At 53.2% G+C, this 24,524-nt stretch carries 21 protein-coding genes; 11 read left to right on the top strand and 10 right to left on the bottom strand.

Going from position 1 to position 24,524, the window contains the following annotated elements:
- Window positions 1-64: 64 nt before the first annotated feature.
- Entirely contained in the window at window positions 65-1,429 is a 1,365-nt protein-coding gene (locus tag LBW88_RS05710; RefSeq protein WP_224931788.1) for an L-serine ammonia-lyase, read from the top strand.
- A 219-nt stretch (window positions 1,430-1,648) separates the two neighbouring features.
- Window positions 1,649-3,211: an EAL domain-containing protein gene (locus tag LBW88_RS05715; RefSeq protein ID WP_224931787.1), complete on the top strand. Its 1,563-nt coding sequence runs from the start codon at window positions 1,649-1,651 to the stop codon at window positions 3,209-3,211.
- Between the two features lie 499 nt (window positions 3,212-3,710).
- On the opposite strand, the gene LBW88_RS05720 is transcribed toward LBW88_RS05715, so the two are convergent.
- On the bottom strand, window positions 3,711-5,276 hold the full coding sequence (locus tag LBW88_RS05720; protein WP_224931786.1) for a TerC family protein: 1,566 nt from the start codon (window positions 5,274-5,276) through the stop codon (window positions 3,711-3,713).
- Window positions 5,277-5,787: 511 nt separating this feature from the next.
- On the opposite strand from LBW88_RS05720, the gene manX reads away from it, so the two are divergent.
- The 4 genes from manX to LBW88_RS05740 all read left to right on the top strand — a co-directional run bounded on the left by manX (window position 5,788) and on the right by LBW88_RS05740 (window position 9,022).
- The gene (gene manX / locus LBW88_RS05725) at window positions 5,788-6,753 is read left to right on the top strand and encodes a PTS mannose transporter subunit IIAB (protein WP_224931785.1); all 966 of its coding nucleotides are present in this window, start codon (window positions 5,788-5,790) and stop codon (window positions 6,751-6,753) included.
- Between the two features lie 57 nt (window positions 6,754-6,810).
- Complete coding sequence (locus LBW88_RS05730; RefSeq protein ID WP_224931784.1) at window positions 6,811-7,611, top strand: PTS mannose/fructose/sorbose transporter subunit IIC; 801 nt, start codon at window positions 6,811-6,813, stop codon at window positions 7,609-7,611.
- 14 nt (window positions 7,612-7,625) lie between these two features.
- Window positions 7,626-8,471 (top strand): PTS mannose transporter subunit IID, encoded by an 846-nt coding sequence (locus LBW88_RS05735; protein WP_224931782.1) that lies wholly within the window; start codon window positions 7,626-7,628, stop codon window positions 8,469-8,471.
- A gap of 92 nt (window positions 8,472-8,563) precedes the next feature.
- The gene (locus tag LBW88_RS05740) at window positions 8,564-9,022 is read left to right on the top strand and encodes a DUF986 family protein (protein WP_224931780.1); all 459 of its coding nucleotides are present in this window, start codon (window positions 8,564-8,566) and stop codon (window positions 9,020-9,022) included.
- Here the strand turns inward: LBW88_RS05740 and rlmA are convergent.
- From rlmA to LBW88_RS05760, 4 genes are all read right to left on the bottom strand, one after another.
- Complete coding sequence (rlmA, locus tag LBW88_RS05745; protein ID WP_224931778.1) at window positions 9,019-9,825, bottom strand: 23S rRNA (guanine(745)-N(1))-methyltransferase; 807 nt, start codon at window positions 9,823-9,825, stop codon at window positions 9,019-9,021. The genes LBW88_RS05740 and rlmA overlap by 4 nt on opposite strands.
- 139 nt (window positions 9,826-9,964) lie before the next feature.
- The gene (cspE, locus tag LBW88_RS05750; RefSeq protein WP_034828712.1) at window positions 9,965-10,174 is read right to left on the bottom strand and encodes a transcription antiterminator/RNA stability regulator CspE; all 210 of its coding nucleotides are present in this window, start codon (window positions 10,172-10,174) and stop codon (window positions 9,965-9,967) included.
- 83 nt (window positions 10,175-10,257) lie between these two features.
- Complete coding sequence (locus LBW88_RS05755; protein ID WP_128599124.1) at window positions 10,258-10,332, bottom strand: DUF2627 domain-containing protein; 75 nt, start codon at window positions 10,330-10,332, stop codon at window positions 10,258-10,260.
- 1,003 nt (window positions 10,333-11,335) lie between these two features.
- The gene (locus tag LBW88_RS05760; protein WP_224931775.1) at window positions 11,336-11,611 is read right to left on the bottom strand and encodes a YebO family protein; all 276 of its coding nucleotides are present in this window, start codon (window positions 11,609-11,611) and stop codon (window positions 11,336-11,338) included.
- A 217-nt stretch (window positions 11,612-11,828) separates the two neighbouring features.
- Here LBW88_RS05760 and LBW88_RS05765 point away from each other — a divergent pair, with 217 nt between their 5' ends.
- Window positions 11,829-12,065 carry a YobH family protein gene (locus LBW88_RS05765; protein ID WP_224931772.1) on the top strand — a complete coding sequence of 79 codons (237 nt, stop codon included), beginning with the start codon at window positions 11,829-11,831 and terminating at the stop codon, window positions 12,063-12,065.
- Between the two features lie 36 nt (window positions 12,066-12,101).
- Here LBW88_RS05765 and kdgR read toward each other — a convergent pair whose 3' ends face one another.
- The gene (kdgR, locus tag LBW88_RS05770; protein WP_224931770.1) at window positions 12,102-12,893 is read right to left on the bottom strand and encodes a DNA-binding transcriptional regulator KdgR; all 792 of its coding nucleotides are present in this window, start codon (window positions 12,891-12,893) and stop codon (window positions 12,102-12,104) included.
- Between the two features lie 193 nt (window positions 12,894-13,086).
- Here kdgR and LBW88_RS05775 point away from each other — a divergent pair, with 193 nt between their 5' ends.
- The gene (locus LBW88_RS05775; RefSeq protein ID WP_224931768.1) at window positions 13,087-14,469 is read left to right on the top strand and encodes an MFS transporter; all 1,383 of its coding nucleotides are present in this window, start codon (window positions 13,087-13,089) and stop codon (window positions 14,467-14,469) included.
- A 53-nt stretch (window positions 14,470-14,522) separates the two neighbouring features.
- Here the strand turns inward: LBW88_RS05775 and htpX are convergent, their stop codons facing one another.
- From htpX to LBW88_RS05795, 4 genes are all read right to left on the bottom strand, one after another.
- The gene (gene htpX / locus LBW88_RS05780; RefSeq protein ID WP_038646563.1) at window positions 14,523-15,404 is read right to left on the bottom strand and encodes a protease HtpX; all 882 of its coding nucleotides are present in this window, start codon (window positions 15,402-15,404) and stop codon (window positions 14,523-14,525) included.
- A 219-nt stretch (window positions 15,405-15,623) separates the two neighbouring features.
- Window positions 15,624-17,663, bottom strand: coding sequence for a carboxy terminal-processing peptidase (gene prc, locus LBW88_RS05785; RefSeq protein WP_224931766.1), 2,040 nt, complete (start codon window positions 17,661-17,663; stop codon window positions 15,624-15,626).
- 19 nt (window positions 17,664-17,682) lie between these two features.
- Window positions 17,683-18,363, bottom strand: a complete 681-nt coding sequence (gene proQ, locus LBW88_RS05790) for an RNA chaperone ProQ (RefSeq protein WP_224931764.1) — start codon at window positions 18,361-18,363, stop codon at window positions 17,683-17,685.
- A gap of 96 nt (window positions 18,364-18,459) precedes the next feature.
- Window positions 18,460-18,960 carry a GAF domain-containing protein gene (locus LBW88_RS05795; RefSeq protein WP_224931762.1) on the bottom strand — a complete coding sequence of 167 codons (501 nt, stop codon included), beginning with the start codon at window positions 18,958-18,960 and terminating at the stop codon, window positions 18,460-18,462.
- A 217-nt stretch (window positions 18,961-19,177) separates the two neighbouring features.
- Here LBW88_RS05795 and yebS point away from each other — a divergent pair, with 217 nt between their 5' ends.
- The 3 genes from yebS to rsmF all read left to right on the top strand — a co-directional run bounded on the left by yebS (window position 19,178) and on the right by rsmF (window position 24,524).
- Window positions 19,178-20,422, top strand: coding sequence for a membrane integrity lipid transport subunit YebS (gene yebS / locus LBW88_RS05800; RefSeq protein WP_224931761.1), 1,245 nt, complete (start codon window positions 19,178-19,180; stop codon window positions 20,420-20,422).
- Window positions 20,391-23,024 carry a PqiB family protein gene (locus LBW88_RS05805; protein WP_224931759.1) on the top strand — a complete coding sequence of 878 codons (2,634 nt, stop codon included), beginning with the start codon at window positions 20,391-20,393 and terminating at the stop codon, window positions 23,022-23,024. Before yebS ends, LBW88_RS05805 begins: the two co-directional genes overlap by 32 nt.
- 75 nt (window positions 23,025-23,099) lie before the next feature.
- Complete coding sequence (gene rsmF, locus LBW88_RS05810) at window positions 23,100-24,524, top strand: 16S rRNA (cytosine(1407)-C(5))-methyltransferase RsmF (RefSeq protein ID WP_224931757.1); 1,425 nt, start codon at window positions 23,100-23,102, stop codon at window positions 24,522-24,524.

Consider the following 24,524-nt stretch of genomic DNA (forward strand, 5'->3'; position numbering starts at 1 on the left):
GATTACTATTAGCCGCATAAACGGCCTCAGCCGTGCAGAATAAGATTTGTGAGGAGTGTCACCGGTGATTAGTGTTTTTGACATGTTCAAAGTGGGCATTGGCCCATCCAGTTCACATACCGTAGGTCCGATGAAAGCGGGCAAGCAGTTTGTTGATCTGCTGGCCGAACAGGGCAAGCTGCAAGACGTGACGCGCGTTGCCGTCGACGTTTATGGCTCGCTGTCGCTCACGGGCAAAGGTCATCATACCGATATCGCCATCATTATGGGGCTGGCCGGCTTTGAACCTGCCACAGTGGATATCGATAGCATCCCCGCCTTTATTAAAGACGTAGAACAGCGCGAGCGCCTGCTGCTGGCGAACGGTGCACGTGAAGTCGACTTCCCACGCGAAGGCGGCATGGTGTTCCGCAGTGAAAACCTATCGTTGCATGAGAACGGCATGACGGTCTTTGCCTTCGCTGGTGATCTGTTGATCCTGTCCAAAACTTACTACTCCATCGGCGGCGGATTTATCGTTGATGAAGAGCATTTTGGTCAATCCGTGCTGGATGAAGTCTCGGTGCCGTATGCGTTTAACTCTGCCAAAGAGTTGTTGAGCCACTGCCATCAAAGCGGGTTGTCGCTTTCCGGTTTGGTGATGAAGAATGAACTGGCGTTGCACAGCCGTGACGACATTTATGCCTATTTCGGCAACGTGTGGCAAACCATGCAGGCCTGTATCGATCGCGGTCTAAATACCGAAGGCGTATTGCCTGGCCCTCTGCGCGTGCCGCGTCGTGCTGCCTCACTGCGTCGTTTGCTGGTTTCTTCTTCCAAGCACTCCAATGACCCGATGAACGTGATTGATTGGATCAACATGTTTGCCTTAGCGGTGAATGAAGAAAATGCCGCCGGTGGACGTGTGGTCACTGCGCCAACCAATGGCGCCTGCGGTATCGTGCCTGCCGTGCTGGCCTACTACGATCATTTCATCGAGACCGTGACGCCGGACATTTTCATTCGTTATTTCCTCGCTTCAGGCGCTATCGGCATTCTGTATAAAATGAATGCTTCTATTTCCGGCGCTGAAGTGGGCTGCCAGGGTGAAGTTGGCGTAGCCTGTTCGATGGCCGCTGCAGGTCTGGCGGAATTGCTCGGCGCCAGCCCGGAGCAGGTGTGCGTTGCGGCTGAAATCGGCATGGAACACAATCTGGGATTAACCTGCGATCCGGTGGCAGGTCAGGTGCAGGTGCCGTGCATCGAGCGTAATGCCATCGCTTCAGTGAAAGCCATCAATGCCGCGCGCATGGCGCTGCGCCGTACCAGTGAGCCTCGAGTCTCGCTGGATAAGGTGATCGAAACCATGTACGAAACCGGTAAAGACATGAACGCCAAATATCGTGAAACCTCACGCGGCGGTCTGGCGATCAAAGTTCAATGTGACTAACCAGACATGCTGAAAAAATAATCAATTAGATATTTTTCTGCATCTCACGCTACCTCCACGTGAGTAAACCAGATACATTAATTTGCGCGCGGCCCTTAGTGGCCGCGCTGTTTTTTAGTGCCGCTTTTTTTCTCTGCGCTGCGCTAAACCTGGCCGCCTCCATGCCGATAACCTACACGTTAATTTGGCTTCAATTTTTGTTTTCCAAGGTGGTTACTGATGCTCATTCCCCAGCAATTTGTCGGTCAATTTCGCCGTAAGCGTTTGCTTATTGCGATGGTGATCGCCGCGCTGGTTCTTATTCTCACGCTGACTTTTCGTTATATCGAAGAGAAATCGCGTATTGAGCAGCAGTCCCTGAATTTTGCCAGCCGCGCCATTGAGCGCTTTGACCGTATGTTCTCTCCGCTGGATGTCTCCGCCAACAACACGCTGGGGCTGGTCGGTGTACCTTGCGCGCAGGTGCGCTATCCGTTGATCGAAAAGATTTCATCATTACAGACCGTGCGCACCATCCTGCTGGTGCAGGACGACAGTATTTACTGCTCCAGTATTTACGGTCCGCGCAACATTTCCTTTAGTCAGACCTATCCGGAACTGGCGATTAACAATCAACGTATGATTCTGACCACGGATAATTACCTGCTGAAGGGCTCACCGGTATTGCTGCTGTGGACGCCCAAATCACTGGATAATCGCGATGGTCTGCTGCAGGTTATCAATGTCGAGTTGATGACCAACTATTTGCTGGAGCCGCAGTTACCCTGGGTTGAACGGGCTATTTTTAATGTCGGCGGACAGAGTCTGGAATACGGCAATCCGTTGATTGAAGAGACAGAGCCATCGGAAGATGAAGTGGCTTTCGACCAGTCTTCACTGCGTTATCCGTACAGCATTACCTTGTATGGCCCTTCTCCGGCGCGTCTGGCGCTGCACACGCTTCCTTCCCAGTTACCGCTGGCGGTGCTGCTGAGTTTGCTGATGGGTTATATCGTTTGGTTAGCCACAGCGAACCGCATGAGCCTCAGCTGGCAAATCAGTTATGGCATTACTGCGAATGAATTTATGGTGTATTGCCAGCCGTTGATCAATGCCAAAAGCGGCGAGTGTGATGGCATCGAGCTGCTGTTGCGCTGGCATAATGCGCGTCAGGGATGGGTTGCGCCGGATGTGTTTATCCCGTTAGCCGAGCGCCAGAACCTGATAGCGCCACTGACGCGCTTTGTGTTAGCCAAAGTGGTGGATGAGTTGCCTAATCTACCGCAATGTTCCTCTTTCCATATTGCGATTAACGTTGCTGCCAGTCATTTCCGCGATCGGGCGATTGTCGAGGATCTGCAAAACATCTGGTGGCCGGCAAACCCACTGCCTAAGCTGGTGGTCGAGTTGACCGAGCGCGATGCATTGCCGGTGATCGACCAGTCTGTGGTGTCGCAACTGCATGAGATTGGCGTGCGCCTGGCCATTGATGATTTCGGTACCGGACACAGTTCACTGGCTTATCTGAAAGACCTGAAGCCCGATGTGCTGAAAATTGACAAGATTTTCACTGCGGCCATTGGCACCGACGCGATTAATGCCACGGTGACAGATATGGTGATTTCACTGGCGCAGCGTTTGAACATTGCGTTGGTGGCCGAGGGTGTGGAAACCGCAGAGCAGGCGCACTATCTGCGTGAGCGCGGCGTGGATCATTTACAGGGCTATTATTACGCCCGTCCAATGCCAATCGAAGATTTTCCTTTGTGGCTGGAACAGCATCAGGCGCATTTGAGGGCCTGATGGTGGGTTGCTGTGTCTGGTGGTGCGTTCCAGCCGGTAAAGGGGGATGTTCCGTAAAGACGGCGTGAATACATCCCTGTAGCCTCGGACGCCGCATCCATGCGGCGTACGCTTTACTCCTCATCCCCCTTTACCGGCTTCATGTGGCGTTTTTGCGGTCTGCATAACGCTGTACCATGAATGGGTCAATCGCGTTGAGCGTTTAGCATACTGGTTCATTGCCTATTCCTCAGTGTGAGTGTGAAAGTTTTCAACGCCATTCAGGGCGAAACACATAGTGCTTAATCACATCTTCCCCGGTGAGTGAGTAAAATGTGCCAACGTTATTTAGGACGGGTCAGATAGAGGATAATCACGCTGGGTGCGTTTAACGTACTGACTCATCACATTCTCCTCAGAAAACTGAGAAAAAGTGTCAACGCTATTCAGGTCGGGTCACAGGAATAAAAAAGGCCGATATCATGGATATCGGCCTTTTTGGTGACAATCAGCTTAGCGCTTACGCGTCATGCTCTTCATCTTGATGCGGCTTATCTTTGGTTACGCGTACCAGGTCGATACGGTAATCGGTAGCCTCAATGATCTGGAAGTGCAGCGGCGGCAGGTCGATGATCTCACCGGGCTGCGGCAGCTGGCCTTTCTGGGCAATCAGCAGACCCGCCAGCGAGGCATGATCCTCCTCCCGGTCAACCAGATCATGATGGTCAAGCAACTGCTCCAGAGAGTGCAGATCGGTACCGCCCTTCACTAACCAGCCATCGCCATCCGCAATAATATCTGGCGTTTCGTCTTCATCCGGGAACTCACCGGCAATCGCTTCCAGCACGTCCAGCGGGGTAATCAGACCTTGTACGACACCAAACTCGTTGGTGACGATGACAAAGCTGCCCTTGGCACGACGCAGCACGCCCAGCAGGTTGATCGGGTCCAGCGTTTCAGGCACCACAATGGCTGGCGTGTTTGCGGCAAAGGTCGCCACATCCATACCGTGCTCCAGCGCCACCAGCAGTTCTTTAGCTCGCACCACGCCGATGATTTCATCCAACTCACCGCGACATACCGGGAACAGACTGTGCGGCGTGTCGAGAAGCTGAATACGAATTTCATCCATCGGACGTTCGGCATCCACCCAGGAGATATTGCCGCGCGGCGTCATGATGCTACGAATGGAGCGCTGTGACAGCGTCAACACACCGTTGATCATGTAACGCTCTTCATCTTTAAACGCTTCCTGTGGCATCGCTTGAGTCAATGCAGCTTCTTCAGTAGTTGTCGCCTGATTACGCTGGCGACCGCCCATCAGACGCAAGATAGCTTCGGCCGTACGTTCACGCATCGGACGATGTTCCTGATGGCGAATGAAGTTACGGCGCGCTATCTGGTTGAACAGCTCAATCACAATCGAGAAGCCAATCGCGGCGTACAGGTAACCTTTCGGAATGTGGAAACCAAAGCCTTCGGCCACCAATGACAAACCGATCATCAGCAGGAAGCTTAAACAAAGCACCACTACCGTAGGGTGGGCATTCACGAAGTTGGTCAACGGCTTCGAGGCCAATAGCATCACACCCATGGCGATCACCACGGCGGTCATCATCACCGGCAGATGGTTGACCATACCTACGGCGGTAATCACCGCATCGAGCGAGAATACCGCGTCCAGCACCACAATCTGGATCACCACAGCCCAGAAGCTGGCATAACCTTTATTGCCCTGTTGTTCCATGCCGCGGCTTTCCAGCCGTTCATGCAGTTCCATGGTTCCTTTGAATAACAGGAACAAACCACCAAACAACAGAATTAAATCTCGTCCGGAAAAACTGAAATCGCCTACGCTGAATAGGGGTCGCGTCAATGTCACGATCCAGGAAATCAGCGACAGTAAGCCAAGTCGCATAATTAAGGCGAGTGACAGACCGATCAGACGCGCTTTATCACGCTGTTTCGGTGGCAGCTTGTCCGCAAGGATGGCGATGAACACCAGGTTGTCGATGCCGAGAACGATCTCCAGCACGATCAGCGTCAGCAAACCCGCCCAAATTGAGGGGTCGAAGAGAAATTCCATCAATGACTCCTTGCAATACAGAGGGGCGAACGAGATTGAGCCTGAGCCGTGAAGCGAGACGAGAGTTCGTTAGCAAATGAGGTCACGCTGAAGAGCGTTGTAGTGTGCGCCAGAAAGCGCTGAGAACATGTTGAGCGACGTCGGTGACGGTCCATATAGGTGAGCTGAAGCCCGATACTCCTGAATATTAAACAGATCGCTAATGTATCAGTTACATCAACGGCGTCAAAAAATTTTATTACATTTACAAATAACTGCACAAACGCAGGAATAACGAACATAAATGCAATTTTGCAGCGTTACGCTCGAAATAGCTGACAAACATCACATAAATTATTTTTTCGCGCACTAAAATAAATCGCGACCTTACTGCTGTGCAGCGGACAGTTGCGGATTATTGAATGATGGCTTTCTTCATCCTAGACCAAAACGATCCACCTGAATCAACAACGGTAATTCTCAATGATTCCCGGCAATGCCAGAGAATCTCTCATGCGAACGGAGGTAGCAAGTGACCATTGCTATTGTAATTGGTACACATGGCTGGGCGGCAGAACAGCTGCTTAAAACAGCAGAAATGTTGTTGGGTGAGCAGGAAAATGTCGGATGGATTGATTTCGTGCCCGGCGAAAATGCAGAAACGCTAATCGAAAAGTATCAGGCGAGACTGGCAGAACTCGACACGTCGAAAGGCGTGCTGTTCCTCGTGGATACCTGGGGTGGCAGCCCATTCAACGCGGCCAGCCGCATTGTAGTGGACAAGCCGGATTATGATGTCATCGCCGGCGTAAATATTCCGATGCTGGTGGAAACCCTGATGGGCCGCGATGACAACCCATCCTTTGAGGAATTGATTCACATTGCCGTGGAAGCCGGCCGCGAAGGTGTTAAAGCCCTTAAGACCGAAACCCCTACCCCGGAAGCTGCAGCACCCGTTGCCGCAAAAGCCCCGGCGCAACCGCAAAAGCCTCTGGCTCCGGGCGAGCACATGAAGATCGGCCTTGCCCGTATCGATGACCGTTTAATTCACGGCCAGGTGGCAACCCGCTGGACCAAAGAAACCAATGTTAATCGCATCATTGTGGTGAGCGATGAAGTGGCAAACGATCATGTGCGTAAAACACTGCTGACGCAGGTAGCACCCCCGGGTGTTACCGCGCACGTGGTGGATATCGCCAAGATGATCCGCGTGTGGAACAACCCGAAGTATGGTCGTGACCGCGTGATGCTGCTGTTCACTAATCCCACCGATGTAGAACGGGTTGTTGAACAAGGCGTGGATATCAAGTCGGTTAACATCGGCGGCATGGCATTCAAACAGGGTAAAACCCAGGTCAATAACGCAGTGTCAGTGGATCAGAAGGACATTGAAGCCTTCCGTAAACTGAACGACCGCGGCATCGAACTGGAAGTGCGTAAAGTATCAAACGACCCAAGACTGAAAATGATGGACCTGATTGCGAAGGTCAATCAGTAGTTCGCTTTTGCCTGCGCTGGCGGGCGAATACTTGAGACCTTGCTGAGGAGAAAAGCAATGGAAATAACCATGCTACAAATCATCCTGATATTTATTGTGGCCTGTATTGCCGGGATGGGATCGATTCTTGATGAGTTCCAGTTCCACCGTCCATTGGTGGCCTGTACCTTGATTGGTGCGGTTCTGGGTGACATGAAAACCGGTATCATTATCGGTGGTACGCTGGAAATGATCGCGCTGGGTTGGATGAACATCGGTGCGGCGGTTGCACCCGATGCGGCTCTGGCCTCCATCATTTCGACCATTCTGGTTATCGCCGGTGGCCAAAGCGTTGGTGCCGGTATCGCACTGGCGATTCCACTGGCAGCAGCCGGTCAGGTTCTGACCATCATCGTACGTACCATCACCGTTGCCTTCCAGCACGCTGCCGATAAGGCCGCCGAGAAAGGCAATCTGAGCGCTATCAGCTGGATTCACGTCTCTGCCCTGGTATTGCAGGCGATGCGTATCGCGATTCCAGCCCTGATCGTGGCGATTTCAGTGGGTACCAGCGTGGTGCAGGAACTGCTGAGCTCAATCCCAGAAGTGGTCACCAACGGTCTTAACATCGCCGGCGGTATGATCGTGGTGGTTGGTTACGCGATGGTCATCAACATGATGCGCGCGGGCTACCTGATGCCGTTCTTCTATCTGGGCTTCGTGACTGCAGCCTTCACCAACTTCAACCTGGTCGCGCTGGGTGTCATTGGTGTGGTAATGGCGGTGCTGTATATCCAGCTGGCGCCTAAATATAACCGTACAGCAGGCGCTGCCGCTGCCGGTCCTGCACACAATGACCTCGACAACGAACTCGACTAGGAACAGGTGAAATCATGGTTGATACAACGAATACTCAAAAGAAACTCACCCCAAGCGACGTCCGTGCTGTGTTCGTCCGCTCTAACCTGTTTCAGGGTTCGTGGAACTTTGAACGTATGCAGGCGCTGGGATTCTGCTTCTCCATGGTGCCGGTGATTCGTCGCCTTTATCCTGAGAACAACGACGATCGTAAACAGGCAATTAAGCGTCACCTGGAGTTCTTCAACACCCATCCATACGTGGCGGCTCCTGTGCTTGGCGTCACCATGGCGATGGAAGAGCAACGTGCTAACGGCGCGGCGATTGATGATGCCGCGATCAACGGTATCAAAGTCGGCTTGATGGGTCCGTTGGCTGGCGTAGGTGACCCGATCTTCTGGGGTACGGTGCGTCCGGTGTTTGCTGCACTGGGTGCGGGTATCGCGATGAGCGGCAGCCTGCTGGGCCCACTACTGTTCTTCATTCTGTTTAACGCCGTGCGTATGCTGACGCGTTATTACGGTGTGGCGTATGGTTATCGCAAAGGCGTGGATATCGTTAGCGATATGGGCGGCGGCTTCCTGCAAAAACTTACGGAGGGGGCGTCGATTCTCGGCCTGTTTGTTATGGGGGCCCTGGTCAACAAGTGGACACACGTGAACGTGCCGCTTGTGGTGTCGCGCATTACCGATCACACCGGCAAAACCACGGTAACCACCGTTCAGTCGATCCTCGATCAGCTGATGCCGGGCTTAATCCCGCTGTTGCTGACCTTCGGCTGTATGTGGCTGCTGCGCCGCAAGGTTAACGCACTGTGGATTATCGTGGGCTTCTTCGCCCTGGGTATCTTTGGTTACTGGATCGGCCTGCTCGGTCTGTAATCATCTCGCCGGGGGCTTCGGCTCCCGGCCGTTTTCAGCGAGGTTACCTGAGCGCCAACGTTGAGGTAAATTCGGTTGAGGAAGAAAATGTAATGTCACTGACTGACGCCCTGATTGCCCTGTTGATCATCGCTTTTGCCGCTTTCGCCATCTATGACGATGCCATTCTGCCGCGCCGCAAAGGGCCGACCCGGCTGCGCGTCGCGTTGCGTCGTCGCCATAAAATCGACAGTGGTATCTTTATCGTTTTGCTGTTGATTTTGCTGTGGAACAACGTCAGTAACCATGGCCCGCAGTTGAGCACAACGCTCCTGATGGTGCTGTGCTTTATGGCAATCTGGCTGTTCTGGTTACGTACGCCAAAACTGTTGATGAAGACCGAAGGACTGTTCTTTGGCAGCGTGTGGATCGACTACCGTCGCATTCAAAGCATGAATTTGTCTGAGGATGGCATCTTAGTGATGCAACTGGAGCAGCGTCGCCTGCTGATTGCGGTGAAACAGCTCGACGACCTGGAGCGTATTTACAATACGCTGGTGGAAGCGCGTTAAGCGCGCTGCCAAAGCGTCAGCATGAAATCGGCGTCGCAGCTAAAGGTATCGGCCGCCGCCAGCTGTTGCCAGACTTCTTCGCGCGCGCGCCAGGCAAAGGGCGTCATCTGCAGCAGGCTCACCGCTTCGGCCCCGTTTAACGTCATCTCGTAACGCAGATTGTGTTGCTCGACCTGAGTAAAACCTTCGTACGCTTTTTCTTCTGCCGCGTGCAGCTGCACTTCACGGTAAATGAGCGCTTTGAACTGCTGCAGATGATGTGGGCCCGGTGTCACCGTCAGCAGATAGCCACCTGCTTTTACTACGCGACTCAATTCCGCTTCGTTGCAAGGAGCGTAAATGCGCACAATGCCATCCAGCGATGCGTCGGCGAAGGGTAAACGCTGGCTGGAGGCGACACAGAACTTCACTGCACGATAGCGTTTGGCCGCCATGCGAATGGCCGCTTTCGCCACATCAAGGCCAAACAACTGCGCTTGTGGAAGGGCTTCCGCCATTGTTGCAGTGTAATAACCTTCACCACAGCCAATATCCAATACCTGAGCAGCCAGTCCATTCAGGCGCTGCGCCAGATGTTGCGCCACCGCATCGCGCAATGGCTGATAGTGTCCGGCATCAAGAAACGCTCGACGTGCCAGCAGCATTTCAGCGCTGTCACCCGGTTCTTTTGAGCCTTTGTGCTGCACCGGCAGCAAATTGACGTACCCTTCTTTCGCCTGATCGAATTGATGGCCTGCATCGCAGCGGAAGCTATTGGCTTGCTGGTGCAAATTTTGCTGGCAAAGGGGACAAATCAAAGACATAGACAACTCCGGGTTCACGATTCGCGCGCAGTTTACCCTGATCATCTGGCAACAGAAAGGATAAAAGAAAAGCCCCGGTCAGAGACCAGGGCTTTACGATTCGTGTCAGCGGTGCATGGCACCGAGTCTGAGAGCGAAATCAGATAGCAGTAACGTTTACTGCAGCCGGGCCTTTCTGGCCGTCCTGAATTTCGAACTCTACAGCCTGGCCTTCAGCCAGAGTTTTGAAGCCGTTACCCTGGATTGCAGAGAAGTGTACGAACACGTCTTTGCTGCCGTCAGCAGGAGTAATGAAACCAAAACCTTTAGACTCGTTGAACCACTTAACCTGACCTTTAATCTTTGCCATTTTTGCAAATTCCTTTGATTGTTTATATTGCCCGAAGGCAGTCTTACAGATAAACCAGAGACGTTACTGAATGAGGCACTAATTTAAGGTTCGGCAAGGAAGCGGAATTCAACGTCAACGTCTTTACTCGTAACTTCTTTACTGAAGATGCCATACATAAACAGAACTGTACCTCGTTTGACCCAAGAGTCGTTATCACATATTCGCAAATTAATGGCAAGCCATTTTTAAACGGTGAACGACATGACGCACATAATTGGCGGTTGCCCCGCATTCTTCTACCACTGGCATATTGACAGATGACTGAATAACTGCGCAAATAATTGTTATATGTCAGGGTAGTTAGCGCCACTGCAGACGTTAGTCAAGCGTAGCGGCGCAAAACAAACCAGCACAATTAAAGCGGTCTAAGGTACGCAAAAAGTATTGCATTAATATGGCATTAATAAAATATTCCGGCAAAAAATTAACCTTTAATGCAACAATCGTGCGCCGCGCAAAACTTGTACAATGCGTTTAATTAAGTACAAGTCATTAATTGTTTTGCACCAAAATCAGGAAAATATAAGCGGCATTGCCCCAAATATATGCACGACCATTTTGGCGGTTATCTTATTTTTATCTAACGACGCTACAATTAAATGTTAAAAAAACGCACCACGTCACTTGATTTAACAAAACGGGCTTAGGACTCATCTGAACCGCTATTCTGCAGGGTTAAGCTTGAACCTATTCTCCACGGCATAGCGTGTGTCAGATTCAACCGTTGGTAGCAATGATTGCGCCAAATCGACAGGAAGCCCATTCATGGGAACATCTGCCAGTGCAAATACGCTGCAGTGGATCGGCAGCGTTAACGCGCGCGCCATCATTTGCCATAAATTACCGTCTGACCGGGATCCAGATGATGCCCATGCATGAGCCATTTTGGTGCATAAGGGCAAATCGACAAAGCAGCAAGATTGAAGGGCTGAAAGCGTTAAGATTGAAGCCCAAAGCAGCAGCGGCAAATTGTCTGCTTTACGCTCACGTCACCAGCGCTGCACATCCCCTGGCTGGCGCAATTCTGGTTCCGGGTTGCGGAATCCGCCTGGCGTGTGATGCGCCAGCGTTGCGTCGTGCCAGGGGGTGTTGCCAAACCATTACTGCTTAATTTTTCGCTTAACGTTCTGGAATCATACGGATGAAGTCGCGTTGTTCGACGGCGTCCTCTTCCTCCTGCTGTTTTGCTGTGGCAGGTTGAGCATCCGCCAGGCGGCGCAACAACGCATTTTGTTTTTTCTGCTCTTCCAGCAAGGCTTCCAGTAAGCGGATCTGCTCACTGGCGCGCACGCTGGCCCGGTTAACGAAGAACCAGGCTATCAGGGCCACAACGATAAGGATGGCCAGTACGCCATAACTCAACAACGGACTGGTATTTGCGGCTAAATCGTTCATCACTGCCTCTATTGTCAAACGTAAAACACTACACCGCCGCCGATTCTACTCGTTGTGCGCGGAAAAGATAATGGTTGCCAGTCGAAAGCAGATTATCCCGCATCTTGATGGCTTTCAGTTATCTCTGATCGCTTTACTCAGCAGGACGCGGCATGCTGCTACTATAGAAATGGCAGCGACTTCAGGATAGCTGCGTTGTGTATCACAAGGAGAAAAAATGCAACTATTCATTCGGGCGATAATCGTGGTGGCAGTGGTCTGGTTAGGGATGCTGTTAACCGGCTATGGCGTGCTTACCGGCAGCAATAAAAACGCGGCAGGGCTGGGCTTACAGTGTAGCTACCTCACTGCACGCGGCATGATCACCGCGCAATATCTGCATACCGACAGCGGTATCGTGGGTGTGACGGATTGTCCACTGCTGAAGAAAAGTGGTGAAGTGGTCGATAATTAATCATTAAAACGGGCTGGCGACAGCCCGTTATACTATTCAGAATGGGTAGCTGTGGTAGCCCATTTGATCGGAAATATTGCGCGCGGCACGATGCAGCATCGCCACATATTCGTTTTTCGCTTCTTCGGAAAATCGAATGGTCGGGAACGAGATGCTCAATCCGGCAATCACTACGCCGAAGCGGTCGAAAACCGGCACAGCGATACAGCGCAAGCCTTCTTCCTGTTCTTCGTTGTCTTCACCAAACCCCTGCACTTTCACCTGATCTAACACCTCAAGCAACGCTTCTGCACTGACGATGGTATTCGCGGTGCTACGACGAAACTCGACGTCGCTCAGGATCTCCTGCACCTCAGTGCGATCGCGCCATGCCAGCAATACTTTTCCGATGGCGGTGGTGTGCAGCGGATTACGACGACCGATGCGCGAGTACATGCGCAGGTTATACAGCGAATCGATTTTATGGATGTAGACAATGCTGTCTTCTTCCAGCGCACCAAGGTGAATCGTCTCTTTAGTCAGGCGTGACAGTTCGCGCATTTCGACATCGGCACTACGAATCAGGTCGACGTTTTGCAGTGCCTTGGCACCCAATTCAAACAGCTTGAGCGTCAGCGAATATTTTTCACTTTCCCCTTCCTGCGCCACGTAACCCAACGATTTCATGGTCTGCAGAAAGCGGTATACCGTGCTTTTCGACATCATCACCCGTTGCGACAGCTCGGTGATACCATGATCGCGATCTTCGCCCAGCGCCTGTAAAATGCCGAACACTTTCATTACCGAAGAAACGGAGTCTGGCTGTTTATCGTTATCACTGCTCGCCATTGCGCGTATCCTTTTTTGACGGTGTTTCAAAAAAAACGGAACATGAGCGTCAGTATATGCGTTTCAGACCAGTGGCAGCAATGACTGGCGTTCAGCGACACATTCCTTCGTAATTTTATGTCAATCAATGCGGTGCTTTCCGACACGAAATTGATTAGCATGATGATATTCACTTCCTTCACTTATTCCCTATATGTCTCCTACAGTTTCTCAGGATGGATTACCTGTTCCGCAGCGATACGGCGCGATTATCACTATTGCGCTAGGTATCATGATGGCGGTGCTGGATGGCGCCATCGCCAACGTCGCTTTACCGACTATTGCGCGTGAACTGAACGCCAGCCCCGCTGAATCAATCTGGATTGTTAACGCCTATCAAATTGCGATTGTTATCTCGCTGCTGTCGCTCTCGTTTCTGGGGGATATGCTGGGTTATCGCCGTGTTTATCAGGTAGGCCTGGGGTTGTTTATCGCCACTTCACTCTTTTGTGCCCTCTCCTCTTCTCTCAATATGCTCACCGTGGCGCGCATTCTGCAGGGATTTGGTGGCGCAGCATTGATGAGTGTGAATACAGCTCTGATTCGCATCATCTATCCACAGCGTTTTCTTGGCCGCGGTATGGCGATCAACTCGTTGATTGTCGCGGTGTCGAGCGCAGCGGGTCCAACGGTGGCTGCCGCGATTCTCTCCATCGCCAGCTGGAAATGGTTATTCCTGATCAACATCCCTTTAGGGATTGTTGCCCTGTGGCTGGCGCTGCGTTTCCTGCCCGACAACACGCAAAAAGCCAAACAGCAGAAGTTCGATATTCCCAGCGCCATCATGAACGCCCTGTTCTTCGGCCTGCTCATTTCGGCACTTAGTGGCTTCTCTCAAGGGCAGGACCGCTGGTTGATTCTGGCTGAAGTGGTGGCATTGGTGCTGGTAGGCGTGGTGTTTGTTCGTCGTCAGTTGGCGATGCCAGTGCCGCTGTTGCCGGTTGATTTGCTGCGCATTCCGATCTTCTCGCTGTCGCTCTGCACCTCGATTTGCTCATTCTGCGCGCAGATGCTGGCCATGGTTTCATTGCCGTTCTTCCTGCAGAACGTGCTGGGTCGGGATGAAGTCGCGACCGGACTTCTGCTCACGCCATGGCCGCTGGCCACCATGGTGTTGGCACCAATTGCGGGACGGCTGATTGAAAAAGTCCATGCAGGTTTGTTAGGGGGGCTGGGGCTGGCGATGTTCGCGGCAGGCCTGTTCCTGCTGGCGCTGCTGCCTTCGCAGCCATCCGACATTGATATCATCTGGCGCATGATGCTATGCGGTGCGGGCTTTGGTTTGTTCCAGTCACCAAACAACCACACTATCATCTCCTCTGCACCACGTCATCGTAGCGGTGGCGCCAGCGGGATGCTGGGGACGGCGCGTTTAGTCGGGCAGAGCAGCGGTGCCGCGCTGGTTGCGTTGATGTTTAACCTGTTCAACGACAGCGGAACGCATGCGTCACTGATTTTAGCGGGAAGTTTCGCTACGGTAGCGGCCGTTGTCAGCATGTCGCGTATGACGCAATCGAGTCAGACTGCTGAGTCTTAAAAAACAACAAGGGTGCCCAATTGGGCACCCTTGTTCATTGCAACAGCCAATCATTATTTCAGATAGTCGCCGTTACGCAGCGCTTCGATACGCTTATCGAGCGGCGGGTGCGACATAAACAACTCGCTCAACGATTTGCTTTTACCGTTGATACAGAACGCCATCATGCTGCTTGGCTCCTGCGGCTCGTAGCTGGTTTTCAAACGCTGCAGAGCGGCAATCATCTTCTCGCGGCCCACCAGTTTGGCTGAACCTGCATCCGCGTGGAATTCACGGTGACGTGAGAACCACATGGTAATGATGCTGGCGAGAATACCGAACACCAGTTCCAGTACGGTCGCGACCGCAAAATAGACCAGCGGGTTGCCGTTGCTGCTCTCTTCACCGTCGCGGTTACCTGACAGGAAGCCCGATGCCACCTGCGCGATAATACGCGAAATGAAGATCACGAAGGTGTTCACCACACCCTGAATCAGCGTCATGGTGATCATGTCACCGTTAGCGATGTGGGCGATTTCGTGCGCCAGCACCGCTTCCGCTTCATCACGGCTCATGTTCTGTAATAAACCGGTAGAAACTGCGACCAGTGAGGCATCACGGCGTGCACCGGTAGCAAAAGCGTTAATGTCTGGCGCGTGATAAATCGCCACCTGCGGCATCGCAATGCCGGACTGTTGAGCCTGGCGACTGACGGTATCCATCAGCCAGCGTTCTGTCTCGTTACGGGGTTGTTGAATCACTTCACCGCCGACGGAGCGTAACGCCATCCATTTAGACATCAGCAGTGAAACAAACGCACCGCCAAAGCCAAACAGACCTGCCATAATCATCAGACCCTGAACACTGCTTGACTGAATTCCTGTCAGACTCAGAATCAGTCCGAATACCAACATCACCGCCAGGTTGGTGACCAGGAAAAGCGCAATACGCATCATAAACGTTAATCTTCCTCAGTTGTGCTCGCGCTCATGCGCGGATATACATCCTATGTCCATTGCGCAGGTTTTCAAGCAACCTTAATCTTTAAGTGTCTAAAAAGACATAACTTTACATTTGGTAATGATGTGCGCAAATCGGCCCATAAGCCGCAATGAACAATATCTCTGGTGCAAAAAAAAACACCGCCGGAGCGGTGCTTTTCATTCAGCGAAAATTTACTTCGCGCCTTCTGCAGCAGGCTGGGTTTTCTCCAGCTGCGCCATGTCATTGGCGATTTTCACCGTTTCGTCCAGATACGGGTCCGGCTCTTTATAGTCTTTCGGCAAATCTTCGATGCTCTTCAGCGGTGCTTTGCCTTCTGCCTGATAGCGCGCGTTAATGCGTTCCAGACGCAGTGCATCATCTTCATGGTTCTCTTTCTCACGCTGGCCGAGATTGAGCGACACGATATTGCGTTTGTCTTTCATCGCGTCAAAGCGCGCAATATCTTTCATGATGTACTGGAACTCGCGATCTTTAGCGATACGATCGGCGTGCTCTTTGGTCAGCTGCGGCACCAGCGCGGTGATATCACCGGTTTTGGTGTAAGTCGCGGCATTCACGCTATCCCATGGCAGCGCGTTGTCCTCAAACTTCTCACCGGTTTCCGCCGCTTCTACGCCGGTTGGCATCAGCAGATCCGGCGTCACGCCTTTACGCTGAGTACTGCCACCGTTGATACGATAGAACTTCTGGATGGTGTATTGCACTGAGCCCAGCGCCGGCCATTCAGGACGCAGCATCTGATCGTAGATGCGGTTCAGCGAACGGTACTGCTGAACGGTGCCTTTACCAAAGGTCGGTTCACCGACAATCAGTGCACGGCCGTAATCCTGCATCGCTGCAGCAAAGATTTCAGATGCGGAAGCACTGAAGCGATCGACCAGCACCACCAGCGGACCTTTGTAATAAACGATGCCGTCGTTATCACTGTCCTGGCGCACGCGACCGTTGTTGTCACGCACCTGCACCACTGGGCCACTTGGAATAAACAGACCAGACAGTGATACCGCTTCGGTGAGCGCTCCGCCGCCGTTGGTACGCAAATCAATCACGATGCTGTCGACGTTCTGCTTCTGCAGTTTTTGCAGCTGTACTTTCACATCATCAGTCAGGCCAACGTAGAAACCTGGAATATCCAGTACGCCAACTTTCTCTTTACCGACGTTGTGCACGGTGCCTTTAACAGCACGGTCTTCCAGACGGATCTTCTCACGCGTCAGCGTCACGGTACGGGTTTTGGTGCCCTTACCGGCTGGCAGGATTTCCAGGCGCACTTTGCTGCCTTTCGGTCCTTTGATTTTGGAGACCACATCATCCAGACGCCAGCCAATCACATCTTCCATTGGCTTGCCGGGCTGGGCAACACCGACAATCCGGTCGCCAACACTGATGGATTTACTCTTAGCAGCCGGACCACCGGCGACCATGGAGTTGATTACGGTGTAATCGTCGTCCATTTGCAGCACCGCACCGATACCTTCCAGCGACAGGCTCATTTCGGTATTGAACTGTTCGGTGTTACGCGGTGACAGATAGTTGGTGTGCGGATCGATTTCATGCGCGAAGGCGGTCATCGCCAACTGGAACACATCTTCGCTGTTGCTCTGCGCCAGGCGGCGGATTGCAAAGTTGTAACGCTTGGTCAGCGTTTCGCGGATCTCTTTGTCATCTTTGCCAGCCAGTTTCAGGCTCAGCTCATCATATTTAACTTTGGCATCCCACAGCGCATTCAGCTCATCGCTGCTTTTTGGCCATGGCGATTTTGCACGGTCAATGTCGATGGTGTCATTGCCGCTAAAGGTCATCGGGCGGCTCAGCACGCTCAGCGCATATTGATAGCGCTCAAAGCGGCGTTTCTGCGCCAGATTATAGAGATCGTAGAACACATCCAGCTTACCGCTGCGCAGTTCATCACCGAGGGTGGTTTTCTTGTCGGCAAATTGGGCAACGTCCGAGGCCAGCAACACATTATGGTTATAGTCGAGCAGATTCAGGTAGCGATCAAAAATTTTCGCGGAGAAATCCTGATTCAAATCGAACTGACGATAGTGTGAGCGAGTAAAACGCGAAGTCACGCGTTCACTGACGGTAGGATGCTGCGGGTCTTCATGTAACTGTGGAATCTGATCAGCGCGAGTAATGTTATCTGCGCCAAAGGTGGGGCCTGCTAACAGCAGGCCCGCGATCATACCGATCTTTAAAATGTTGTTCATGCCGAGGTCAGCCTCCGTTTCAGAACTGCAAGTGTTCTGCGCGCACAATCATAGCCATGCCGGAAGCGAGTTGCACCCGAACGCCATCCTTGGTGATTTCAAGAATGGTGGCGTCCATTGCACTTTTCCCTGCTTTAACTTTGATGTTCTGGCCGAGCTGCAAAGTTGAGGTGTCAGTGACAGGTACGGCTCGCGGTGGGCGCGGTGCAGCAGTACGTTCTGCAGATGCGGCACGCGGGGCCTGTGGACGAGGCTTGCGTGGTGCGTCGCCTTCAGCCGGCTTGCGAGGAGCAGGTTTGCGCGGACGACGTTCAGCGGTCTCTTCACCGGCTTCACGTTTCTTCGCTTTTTGCTGCTCACGCTGCGCCTGAACGCGCGCTTTGGCTTCTTCCAGCTGCTTGCGTGCATGTTCGACGTGTTGCTCGTCCAGCACGCCACAGGCGTTGCCATCAAGATCAACACGGATTGCACCCGCTTTAATGCCGTACAGATAACGCCAGCTTGAGGTATAAAGGCGCAAGGCTGAACGCAGTTGCGTCTTGCTCAGGTTGTTTTCACCCTGAACGCGCTCAACCAGATCCTGGAAGATACCGATTTTAAGCGGACGCGCTTCACCTTCGGCGCTAAAACATTGCGGAAAACGTTCCGCCAAAAAGGCGATCACTTCTTTACTGCTATTCAACTTAGGTTGATTTTCCATGAAATTTCCTGATTACTACGGGTTTGCCGACCAGAGCAGGCATGAACAGGCGACATTATAATGACAACATCGCCAAATGCTATGTGATCCAGTCGATTAGCTGCGTGACAGTTGAATAAATTTTTCGATGTCACTGCCCGCCAGCACTTCACAAAGCCCGTCGGTAAGGGCCACCAGCCCCGTTTGATCCTCATTATCGAAGCGAGAATAAACCGTACTATCAATGTCTAAAACACCCACTAAGGTGCCGTTCACTTTCAGAGGAATCACGATTTCGGCGTTGCTGGCCGCGTCACAAGCGATATGGCCTGGGAACGCATGCACATCCTCAACGAGCTGTACTTTATCCTCTGCAATCGCTGTGCCACAAACCCCTTTGCCCACCGGAATACGAACGCAGGCAATTTTGCCCTGGAACGGGCCCAGCACCAGCGTATTCGGCTCGGTCAGCAAGTAGAATCCTGCCCAGTTCACGCCTTCCAGACGTTCAAACAACAGCGCACTGCAATTACCCAGTGCCGCCAGGAAAGAGGTTTCGCCCGCTAATAGTGCACGGACATCGCGATTTAAATCCTCGTAAAAGGCTTTCTTGTTCATTGTTTAACCATAACTCGTCACTGTCGTGAGCTTGTTGTCACTCAGTTGTTAAAATAAGCACTAATAATCCAGCCCCATCAGGTGAATCATTGTGTTAGTTACTATACCCTTAGCAGTCGGTGGTTAAGACTATTCTTGTACCACTCCCTATTGCAGTCAGAATGCTCTGAACAGCATGCCGGTAAACGTAACGAACGATGGGCCACTTGCGTCACCTATGAAAATTCACGCTATCAGCCAGACGTTGCCCCACGCACGTTATCAGCGTTGTCCGCAATGCGATACCCTTTTTTCCTTACCGGATGTGAAATCGCATCAGTCGGCGCATTGCCCGCGCTGCCATGCAAAAATTCAAAGCGGCCGCGACTGGTCAATGACACGACTCACCGTGATGGCGGTGACTATGATCGTGCTGATGCCCTTCGCCTTCAGCCTGCCATTGGTAGATATTCGCTTGCTCGGCATGCGTATTAACGCCAGCCTGGTGGAAGGCGTGATACAGATGGCGCAACAGGGCAACGTCCTGACGGCCTCAATGGTGGCGTTCTGTACAGTTGGCGCGCCCGTAACTTTAGTCGCGGGCATCTGCTATTTATGGATTGGCAACGCCCTCGGGATGAACCTGCGTCCGGTGCTGCTGATGCTGGAGAAGCTGAAAGAGTGGGTGATGCTGGATATCTATCTGGTCGGTGTGGCGGTCGCTTCTATAAAGGTGCAGGATTACGCCGCGCTGGAAGTGGGCTATGGTCTGGTGGCCTATATCGCCCTCACGGTGCTGAGCCTGCTGACGCTGATTCACCTTAATGTTGAAGAGCTGTGGGAACACTATTATCCGCAGGCGATACCGACCTCACCTCCTGAACAGTGGCAGGTGTGTCTGAACTGTCATCAAACCGGCGTGCCGGACGATCGCGGGCGCTGTATGCGTTGCCATACGCCACTGGATTTTCGTCGCCGCCACAGTTTGCAGAAGTCCTGGGCTGCATTGATTGCTTCGATTGTCTTGCTGATCCCCGCTAACCTGCTGCCAATTTCGGTGGTGTACGTTAATGGTGCTCGCCGGGAAGATACCATTTTCTCCGGTATTCTGGGCTTGGCTTCAGGCAACGTGCCGGTGGCGGCGGTGGTGTTTATCGCCAGTATTCTGGTGCCATTTACCAAAGTGTTAGTGATGCTGACTTTGCTCATTAGCATCCATTTTAAATGCGAACAGGGCATAAAAACCCGTATTCGATTGCTGCGTGCCATCACCTGGGTGGGACGCTGGTCGATGTTGGATCTGTTCGTGATTGCGGTCACCATGTCATTGGTGAATCGCGATCAACTGCTGGCTTTTACCATGGGACCTGCCGCCTTCTATTTCGGTGCGGCAGTCATCCTGACCATTATGGCTGTAGAGTGGCTTGACAGCCGCCTGATCTGGGATGCACATGCAACAGGAAACGCAGACTACACCGACTAACGCGAATCTGCGTAACAAACGCAAGATTTCGCCGTTCTGGCTATTGCCCATTATTGCCCTGCTGATTGCTTGCTGGCTGTTGTGGACCAATTATCAGGAACGCGGTACCACGATAACCATCAACTTCCAGACCGCGGATGGCATCGTGCCAGGCCGCACGCCGATTCGTTATCAGGGCGTGGAAGTGGGAACGGTTCAGGGTATTGTGCTGAGCGATGATTATCACAGCATCCAGATCAAGGCCAGTATCAAGAGTGATATGCGCGATGCGCTCAAGGATGACACACAGTTCTGGCTGGTGACGCCAAAAGCCTCTCTGGCGGGTGTTTCTGGTTTAGATGCGCTGGTAGGCGGTAACTATATCGGCATGATGCCGGGCGGCGGCAACCCGCGTGAGCACTTCACCGCGCTGGATACGCAGCCAAAATATCGCGTCAATACCGGAGAGCTGCTAATCCACCTGCACTCCCCCGATTTGGGATCGCTGAATACCGGTTCGCTGGTCTATTACCGCAAAATCCCGGTGGGACGCGTGTATGACTACAGCATCAATGGCAATACCGAGGGCGTGACGGTCGATGTGTTGATTGAGCGTCGTTTCGTCAATCTGGTGAAAAAACAGAGCCGCTTCTGGAACGTGTCCGGTGTGGACGCGGACGTCAGCCTGAGCGGTGCCAAAGTGAAGCTGGAAAGCCTCGCCGCGCTGGTCAATGGTGCCATCGCCTTCGATTCTCCTGAGGAAGGCCAGCAGGCCAACAGCGACGAAAACTATCAGCTTTACCCCGATCTGGCACGCAGCCAGCGTGGTGTGCAGATCAGCCTTGATTTACCCAACGGCAACAATCTCAAAGCGGATAGCACGCCGCTGATGTATCAGGGTCTGGAAGTCGGCACCCTGACCAAACTCAATCTGCTGCCGGGCGGTAAAGTCACTGGCGAACTTACCGTTGATCCTTCGGTGACTGGCCTAATGCGCAGCGGCACGCGCATTGAGATGCGCGCGCCTAAACTGAGCCTGACTGACACCAATCTCAGCAGCTTGCTGACCGGTAACACCTTCGAACTGGTGCCAGGCGAAGGTGCCGCGCAGGATCACTTCACTGTATTGCCTGCCAGCGAAACCCTGCTGCAGAAACCGGATGTGTTAACAGTGAAACTCAGCGCGCCGGAAACCTACGGTATTGATGGCGGTCAGCCGGTGATGCTGTACGGCATGAAGATCGGCCAGGTTATTTCGCGTCAACTGGATGAGGATGGCATCAGCTTTGCGGTGGCAATCAATCCGGAGTATCGCCATCTGGTACACGCAGACAGCAAGTTCATCGTGAATAGCCGTCTTGATGTGAAGTTTGGCCTGGATGGGATGCAAGTGCTGGGTGCCAGCGCCCGTGAATGGGTTGACGGCGGCATCCGTCTGGTGCCGGGCGCGAAAGGTAACCCTTCCGCACGCTATCCTTTATATGCAGATGCTGAACGTGCCCAGGAAGGCATTATCGGTGACCAGCCGCCGACCACACTGAAACTCACTGCCAATAGCTTGCCGGATGTGCAAGCCGGATCGGTGCTGCTGTATCGCAAATTCCAGGTGGGTGAAGTGGTGGACGTGGTGCCTCGCGCCGATGCCTTTGAGATCGCCATCCACATTGAGCCGCAATACCGCAAGTTGCTGACCAACGAAAGCGTGTTCTGGGCCGAAGGTGGCGCGAAAGTGCAGCTGAACGGCAGCGGCTTAACGGTGCAGGCTTCGCCGCTCAACCGTGCGCTGAAAGGGGCGATCAGCTTCGACAACCTCACTGGTGCGCAAGCGGCGAAAGGCGTGAAGCGCGTGCTGTATGCCTCTGAAACGGCTGCCCGTGCGGTGGGCAGTCAGATTACCCTGCATACCTTCGATGCCAGCAAACTGGCCGCGGGCATGCCGATTCGCTATCTCGGCATTAATGTCGGTCAGGTTGAATCGCTGGCGTTGAGTCAGGACAACAATCAGGTCGTGGCGAAAGCGGTGCTCTATCCTGAGTATGTGCAGGACTTCGCACGTATCGGCAGCCGCTTCTCGGTGGTTTCACCTGAAATCTCCGCTGCGGGCGTCAACCATCTGGAAACCCTGCTGCAGCCTTACCTTAACGTTGATCCTGGTAAAGGTGCGCAGGCGCGTAGCTTCGAGTTGCAGGAAAGTACCATCACCGATTCGCGTTACCTCAACGGACTCAACATCTATGTCGATGCCACCGAAGCGGGTTCGCTGTCGCTGGGTACGCCGGTGCTGTTCCGTGGTGTAGAAGTGGGCACGGTAACCGGCACCTCGCTGGGCAACATGGCGGATCGCGTGCAGATCGCGCTGCGCATCAGCAAGAAATATCAGCATCTGGTGCGTAACAACTCGGTGTTCTGGCTGGCGTCTGGCTATAACCTCGACTTTGGTCTGATTGGCGGCGTGGTGAAAACCGGGACCTTCCAGCAGTTCATTCGCGGTGGCATCCAGTTTGCTACGCCACCGACGGTGCCGCTGGCGCCACAGGCGGGTGCTGACAAGCACTTCCTGCTGCAGGATGAAGCACCGAAAGAGTGGCGCAGTTGGGGAACGGCGATTCCGTCCTCCAATTAACCTATCGGGCAGCCTGCGGGCTGCCCGTTTTATTTGCACGTGTTACACTTCCCCCCTAATTTCATACCCCGGTAAATGTCCGTGTCCGATCGCTTTCCTGAAGATTTCCTTGCGCTGATGCGCGCCAGCCTTGCTGATGAAAATGAACTGCAGCGTTTCCTGACCATCAGCCAGCAGCCGCTGCGCCGTAGCCTGCGCGTCAATACGTTGAAAATCAGCGTGGAGGCGTTTTTAGCACGCACTGCGCACTACGGCTGGCGCCTGACGCCGGTTCCCTGGTGCGCCGAAGGATTCTGGATCGAGCGGGAAGATGAGACATTGCCGCTGGGCAGTGTGGCCGAGCACCTGAGCGGTTTGTTCTACATTCAGGAAGCCAGCTCCATGCTGCCGGTCACCGCATTATTTGATGCTGCGCCAGAAGCACGCAAGGTGATGGATGTGGCCGCTGCACCGGGCTCCAAAACCACGCAAATGGCTGCGTTGATGCGCAACGAAGGCGTGATCCTTGCCAATGAATATTCAGCCAGCCGCGTAAAAGTGCTGCATGCCAATATCAGCCGCTGTGGCGTCAGTAACGTGGCGCTGACACACTTTGATGGCCGCGTGTTTGGCGCTGCCCTTCCCGAACAGTTTGATGCCATCCTGCTGGATGCGCCCTGCTCCGGCGAAGGTGTGGTGCGCAAAGATGCCGATGCCCTGCGCAACTGGACGCTGGCCAGCACCGAAGAGATTGCCGCGACCCAGCGCGATCTGCTCGACAGTGCGTTTCATGCCTTACAGCCAGGCGGCACGTTGATCTATTCCACCTGCACACTAAACCAGATTGAGAATCAGCAGGTGATTGCCTGGCTGCAGCAGCGCTATCCCGATGCAGTTGAAATTGTGCCGTTGCGCGATTTGTTTGATGGTGCCGAGCGTGCATTGACGCCAGAAGGCTTCCTGCACGTCTTCCCACAGATTTTCGACAGTGAAGGCTTCTTTGTCGCGCGCCTGCGCAAAACCGCCAGCATCCCGGCGCTACCTGCTCCCACTTATAAAGTGGGTAAACTGCCCTTCTCGCCTGCCAGCCGCAAGCTGATCGCCGAAGTGCAGCAAGCGGCAGCCAAAGTGGGCATTGAGTGGGATGATCAGCATTCGTTGTGGCAGCGCGATAAAGAGCTGTGGCTATTCCCGGCCGCACTGGAAAGCTGGCTCGGCAGAGTACGCTTTTCACGTATTGGATTAAAATTGGCGGAAACCTTCCCGAAAGGCTATCGATGGCAGCATGAAGCCGTGGTTGCCCTGACGCAACCTGGCAGCGCACTGGATTTTGAACTGACGGAAGCCGAGGCAGAAAGCTGGTATCGCGGCCAGGATATTCGCCCTGAAACCGCACCGCCGCGCGATGAAATGATCGTAACCTATCAGCAACAGCCATTGGGGTTAGCTAAGAAGGTCAGCAACCGCATCAAGAACAGCTATCCACGCGAACTGGTGCGCGACGGGCGTTTATTCCGCTAA

The organism is Pantoea sp. alder81, from assembly GCF_020179835.1.
Classification (GTDB): domain Bacteria; phylum Pseudomonadota; class Gammaproteobacteria; order Enterobacterales; family Enterobacteriaceae; genus Pantoea.

Coding starts and splice junctions, on each gene's coding strand:
- rsmF (WP_224931757.1), top strand. CDS start 23,100: ATGTCCGTGTCCGATCGCTTTCCTGAAGATTTCCTTGCGCTGATGCGC.
- LBW88_RS05775 (WP_224931768.1), top strand. CDS start 13,087: ATGTCTCCTACAGTTTCTCAGGATGGATTACCTGTTCCGCAGCGATAC.
- htpX (WP_038646563.1), bottom strand. CDS start 15,404: ATGATGCGTATTGCGCTTTTCCTGGTCACCAACCTGGCGGTGATGTTG.
- LBW88_RS05760 (WP_224931775.1), bottom strand. CDS start 11,611: ATGAACGATTTAGCCGCAAATACCAGTCCGTTGTTGAGTTATGGCGTA.
- LBW88_RS05805 (WP_224931759.1), top strand. CDS start 20,391: ATGCAACAGGAAACGCAGACTACACCGACTAACGCGAATCTGCGTAAC.
- kdgR (WP_224931770.1), bottom strand. CDS start 12,893: ATGGCGAGCAGTGATAACGATAAACAGCCAGACTCCGTTTCTTCGGTA.
- LBW88_RS05730 (WP_224931784.1), top strand. CDS start 6,811: ATGGAAATAACCATGCTACAAATCATCCTGATATTTATTGTGGCCTGT.
- rlmA (WP_224931778.1), bottom strand. CDS start 9,825: ATGTCTTTGATTTGTCCCCTTTGCCAGCAAAATTTGCACCAGCAAGCC.
- LBW88_RS05735 (WP_224931782.1), top strand. CDS start 7,626: ATGGTTGATACAACGAATACTCAAAAGAAACTCACCCCAAGCGACGTC.
- LBW88_RS05795 (WP_224931762.1), bottom strand. CDS start 18,960: ATGAACAAGAAAGCCTTTTACGAGGATTTAAATCGCGATGTCCGTGCA.
- yebS (WP_224931761.1), top strand. CDS start 19,178: ATGAAAATTCACGCTATCAGCCAGACGTTGCCCCACGCACGTTATCAG.
- LBW88_RS05740 (WP_224931780.1), top strand. CDS start 8,564: ATGTCACTGACTGACGCCCTGATTGCCCTGTTGATCATCGCTTTTGCC.
- LBW88_RS05765 (WP_224931772.1), top strand. CDS start 11,829: ATGCAACTATTCATTCGGGCGATAATCGTGGTGGCAGTGGTCTGGTTA.
- cspE (WP_034828712.1), bottom strand. CDS start 10,174: ATGGCAAAGATTAAAGGTCAGGTTAAGTGGTTCAACGAGTCTAAAGGT.
- proQ (WP_224931764.1), bottom strand. CDS start 18,363: ATGGAAAATCAACCTAAGTTGAATAGCAGTAAAGAAGTGATCGCCTTT.
- prc (WP_224931766.1), bottom strand. CDS start 17,663: ATGAACAACATTTTAAAGATCGGTATGATCGCGGGCCTGCTGTTAGCA.
- LBW88_RS05715 (WP_224931787.1), top strand. CDS start 1,649: ATGCTCATTCCCCAGCAATTTGTCGGTCAATTTCGCCGTAAGCGTTTG.
- LBW88_RS05720 (WP_224931786.1), bottom strand. CDS start 5,276: ATGGAATTTCTCTTCGACCCCTCAATTTGGGCGGGTTTGCTGACGCTG.